Annotated in this window: 3 protein-coding genes; all 3 read left to right on the plus strand. The window is 43.5% G+C overall.

The window, feature by feature from the left end:
- The first annotated feature begins 46 nt into the window (after nt 1-46).
- The gene (gene cas1f, locus M3200_RS01655; protein WP_022381802.1) at nt 47-1012 is read left to right on the plus strand and encodes a type I-F CRISPR-associated endonuclease Cas1f; all 966 of its coding nucleotides are present in this window, start codon (nt 47-49) and stop codon (nt 1010-1012) included.
- Nucleotides 1009-4386, plus strand: coding sequence for a type I-F CRISPR-associated helicase Cas3f (gene cas3f / locus M3200_RS01660; protein ID WP_022381803.1), 3378 nt, complete (start codon nt 1009-1011; stop codon nt 4384-4386). Before cas1f ends, cas3f begins: the two co-directional genes overlap by 4 nt.
- Nucleotides 4387-4407: 21 nt before the next feature.
- Nucleotides 4408-5199, plus strand: a 792-nt coding sequence (locus M3200_RS01665) for a type I-F CRISPR-associated protein Csy1 (protein ID WP_288178074.1), incomplete at its 3' end; no start/stop codon positions are given.

Here is a 5199-nt window from a genome sequence, read left to right on the forward strand (position 1 = left end):
TAAATAAAAAATATAGAGATGAATCATTTTTCGAAGAGGAACTGCGATGAAAGAGATTCTGAAGAAATCGAATTACAAAGCGATTCTGCATTCTAAACGTGCCAATATTTATTATCTTGAGAAATGCCGAGTCATGCAGAAGGATGGACGTGTCGTCTACTTGACTGAAAGCAGCGATGAAAATTTATTCTGGAATATTCCTGTTGCCAATACGACGGTCATTCTTTTGGGGAGCGGCACATCCTTGACCCAGGCAGCTGTTCGGGTGCTTGCTTCTGCAGGTGTCATGATCGGATTTTGCGGGGGCGGTGGTACGCCTCTTTTTGCCGGTACGGATATTGAATGGATGATGCCGCAGAGCGAATATCGTCCGACGGAGTACATGCAGGGGTGGATTTCGTTCTGGATGAATAAAGAAAGACGCCTCGAAACGGCTAGAGACTTCCAAAGAGCCAGATGTGATTTTCTTGAAAAAACATGGGGGAAAGATAGGGATCTGCATGAGGAAAATTTCAATGCGGACGATCCTGAAATCGAAAGAGCATTGGCGGTTTATAGAGGTAAGATAGACAGTGCAAAAGACGTGACGGAATTGTTACTGTCAGAAGCAAAATTCACCAAATCCCTCTATAAATATGCAGCTAAGAGAACCAGACTTCCGGATTTTACCAGGAATCATGACGGTGATGATGAAGCGAACATCTTCCTGAATCATGGAAACTACCTCGCCTATGGTTTGGCAGCTTGTACTCTCTGGGTATTGGGAATTCCGCATGGGTTTGCGGTCATGCACGGTAAAACAAGGCGCGGCGCGCTTGTCTTTGATGTGGCGGACCTGATCAAAGACTCAATTATTCTGCCTTGGAGTTTTATTTCAGCAGCCAGAGGCGATGATGACAAGCATTTCCGTATGACGTGTTTGAATAAATTGACAGAACATAAAGCACTGGATTACATGTTTGAAATCGTCCAACGCAGTAGTTTGAAATATGGGCCGGGTGATTTCCTATGATGGTATTATTGATCAGCCGAAGCACCGGTAAGTCACAGAAAACGGTCCGTACGATCTTGGACAGCTTTGCGGAAAGAATTGGGGATGACGCCTGGCGCACGGTCATAACTTCGGACGGTCTGGAAGCAGTGCGGACTGCGCTTCGGAGAAATGCTACAAAAAATACGGCGGTTTCTTGTCATTGGATCAGGTCGAGGGCAAGAAGCGATCTGCTCTGGATTGTCGGTGACAGAAGCCAGTTCAATGATGCAGGCGCTGTACCTGTTAATACGACGAAAAAGAAAATCATCCATTCTGAATGGGAAAACGACTGGCAGTACCTGCCGATTATTAAAGAGCTGGCCGGTCTGGCGGGACTTTTTCACGATTGGGGCAAAGCATCGGATTTCTTTCAAAAGAAGCTGCGCTCAGGAACGAAAGAGCGGGATCCGTTCCGTCACGAATGGATGAGCTGCAAGATGATTGAAGCATGCGTAGAAGCATCAGGCGATTTTGAAGATGATACACCTTGGCTCAAGAAATTCGCTGATGGCACATTTGAAGAAGAAATCGTTTTAAATATCTTGAAAAATGAAGCTAAAGCGGGGAAATCAGATGTAACGAAGTTAAAAAAGCTTCCGCCTGCCGCGGAATGTCTCACGTGGCTGATTCTTTCACATCATAAACTTCCGGATTTAAATAAGGATGACCGGCGCGCTTATGAAGATGAAAAACGAGAAACTTTTTATGAAATGATGAAAAGTTTGAAATCATCATGGGGATACGAAAATGATGATCCGGATTTTGTAGAGAAGCGGCAGGAATGTTTCCGCTTTTCTCATGGGATACTTTGGAACGAAGGAAACATTTGGAAAAAGCATCTGAAGAAATGGACCGGCAGACTTCTTCAGGATTACGATACCTTGAAGCAGATCATGAAAGATCCTGACTATGATCCGGCTTTCCGTGAAATACTGCTTAACGCTCGCCCGGCATTAGTTTTGGGAGACCATTATTTTTCCTCTTTGGATGGCGATGCGAAGCAGGACGACGGGAAGTGGAGCGCGAGAGACCTTTGGGCAAATACCTTTTCTTTCAGGAATAAGAAAAGAAAATCTGAGAAGAACCAGTTTCTGGAGGAGCATATGACGGGCGTTTCAGATCAAGCACTTCGCGTAGCGCATCAGCTGCCTAGATTTGCGGAAGAGATGGAAAAGACGTATGACGTCAAAGCTTTGAAGAAGAGAAGCCCTGGAAAGTTTTCCTGGCAGGATAAGGCGGCTGAGACAATACGAAATTTCCGCAAAGATCGTGGAGAAGATCAGGTATCTTTTGTTGTAAATATTGCAAGTACTGGCTGCGGTAAAACTTTTGCCAATGCAAAAATTATGAGAGCGCTTTCTCCAGGAGGAGATTCCCTGCGTTACATTCTGGCATTAGGACTCCGTACTCTGACACTGCAGACCGGCGATGAGTACAGAGAAAGAATCAAACTCAGCAAAGATGACCTTGCTGTATTGATCGGGTCAAAAGCAGTTCTGGAACTTCACGAAGGAGATAAGGAGCTGGAAGAAAAACGATCAGCAATGGAAGATGAAGACGGCGAAGATATATCTCTCGCTGAAGGGCTTGCTTATGAAGACTCTTTGAACGATGAGCAGCGAGCTTTCATGAATATTTTCTTCAAACCTGCGAGAGGGATCGATGCAGATAAGAACAGTGCTTTCTTGTACAAGCCCGTTCTCGTTGCGACAATCGATCATATGATGGGGGCGACAGAAACAATACGGGGCGGACGCTTCATTCTTCCGATGCTCCGGCTGATGTCCTCTGATCTAGTTATCGATGAAATCGATGATTTTACGCAGAAAGACCTGACTGCCATTTCCCGGCTCGTGCATCTGGCGGGAATGTATGGAAGAAATGTTGTTCTTTCTTCAGCGACAATTCCTCCCGATTTGGCAGAAGGCATGTATAGAGCCTATATAGCCGGTGTGAAATGCAGGAACAGTTTCTTTATTTCCAAGAAACGTGTCAGCGTCGTACTCTGTGATGAATTCCGAACTGAGATGAAGTTCATGAATACAGATGATGATTCCGACTATAGCGCATTTCATCAATCATTCATCGAAAAGCGCGTCGCGAAATTAACACGGCAAATAACAAAGAGGTCAGGATACATAGCAGATTGTGAGGATGAAGACACTGAAGATGCCAAGTCTGATAAGATGCAGTCGTACTTCGAAAGCATCCGGAAACAGGTTGTCCGTCTTTCCAAAGAAAATTTCGTTGTAGACGAGAAGACAGGCAAAAAAGTATCTATTGGTGTTGTTCGTATGGCAAATATTGATCCATGTGTAAAAGTCAGCTTGTACCTACTGCAGAATACGGATTGGGATAAAGATGATATAACACCGCGCATTATGACCTATCACAGCCGGCAGATTTTGCTGCTTCGTCATGAGCAGGAAAAGTATTTGGATAGTGTATTGAAGAGGAAAACGCTGTATGGAGAGCCTGTTGACATCAAGGATCCGGTTCTCCGAAAACATATTGATCAAGCAACAACAGATTATGTCGTTTTCATTATTGTTGCAACGCCTGTAGAAGAAGTAGGACGGGATCACGATCTCGATTGGTCAGTGATTGAGCCTTCGTCGTATCGCTCGATTATCCAGCTTGCCGGACGAGTCCTTCGTCATAGAATCATGAGCGAAAATATTGAGAAGGAAAATATAGCCGTCATGCGATGGAATCTAAGAGGATTAAATGGAAAGGCACCTGCCTTTATATATCCAGGCTATGAAAGTGGAAAGAATAAGCTGGAAAGTCATGATCTTAAAGGTATTTTGAAAGAGGATGTTTTAAAGAGGATTGATTCCATTCCGCGTATTAGAAAAGAGGACCCGCTAACCTGGAGAACGAATTTAATTGATCTCGAGCAGAAAGCGATGGAAGATTTCAACGATAAAGAAAGCAGCGGAGCCAAAGCGGTCAATGGATGGATCCGGGAATATTGGTGGATGACAGCATTGCCGCAGCGTTTGAACCGATTCAGAGAAAAAACGTATCCAGATGTACGCCTGACCGCATTGTTTGAAGATAATAAGATCAAGTTTTCTGAGTATATAGATAGGGAATTTGTTTCAGTAGGAAGGAAAAGAAGCATTGAAGCGTTTCCAAAATTTAAGGAGGGGATCGAGAAAAACTTATGGCTGAAGAGGGATTATAAAGAAGCATTGAAACGTTATGTAAATGATTCAGATTTCAGGCAGGAAGAAGAAATTCTTTTTGAAAAGTCTGAGAAGTATGGAGAAATTATCATACCTGACAATTTAGAAAAAGAATGGTTTTATTCTGACCAATTCGGATTATTCTCGAAAACGAGTGTTTAAGAAGGAAGGGAAGGGAGAAATTTGGGAGAAATTGCGGAATTTCTTGAAAGTAGAGCAGTCGCTAAGAAAATTGTCGAAGACCGCAAGAAACTACCAGACGGTTTTCTAGATGAAGAAGCCAGGCGTGTTAAGATAGGCGTCTGGGTACGCGATCTCTTAGAGAAGCAAATATCTAAATACACATTAGCAACACATGTGGGAAGATTTGCTAATCCTGACAGTACTGTGCATCTCTATGTAGAGAGCAAAGAGAGGCCTGACGGATATTTGACAACGGAAAATACACAATGTGAGACGGATATCGTGTATCCGAATGCCAATATCATGACAGCGGCCATGCTTCTCTTGTATAAAATGGAAGACGGACAGTCTATATTGGAACACATTCTGAACCAGGATGGAAAAGCCGATGAACTGAAGCTTTATGGAATTGACTCGGAGAAATTGTATCAGCAATTTAAGGACCTTAAGACAGGAACCAGGGGATTTACAGATAAGAATTTAAGGCAGGTCTATTTCCCAATAAGTGAAGGAGAATATCATCTTTTGACAGTAATGCCAAGCACTAGTGAATTGGGAACATTGTTTGATAAGCTGAACATCATTAGAAGAGAATTCTCTGCTGCAAGGGATCCTAAAGATCCTAATTATGGGAAGGACTGCAGCAATGTCTGGGATAAGACGGTCATCACCTTCGGCGGGACAAAGCCGCAGAACATTAGTGGGCTTAACATGCTGCATCATGGGGAAGGATATCTGGTTTCATCACTTCCGCCTGTTTTGAATGAACGGGATTTAATTCTTCCAAAGGGG

Origin of the sequence: Dialister sp. CAG:357, assembly GCF_000435155.1 — a bacterium.
GTDB lineage: Bacteria > Bacillota > Negativicutes > Veillonellales > Dialisteraceae > Dialister > Dialister hominis.

Coding starts and splice junctions, on each gene's coding strand:
- cas3f (WP_022381803.1), top strand. CDS start 1,009: ATGATGGTATTATTGATCAGCCGAAGCACCGGTAAGTCACAGAAAACG.
- cas1f (WP_022381802.1), top strand. CDS start 47: ATGAAAGAGATTCTGAAGAAATCGAATTACAAAGCGATTCTGCATTCT.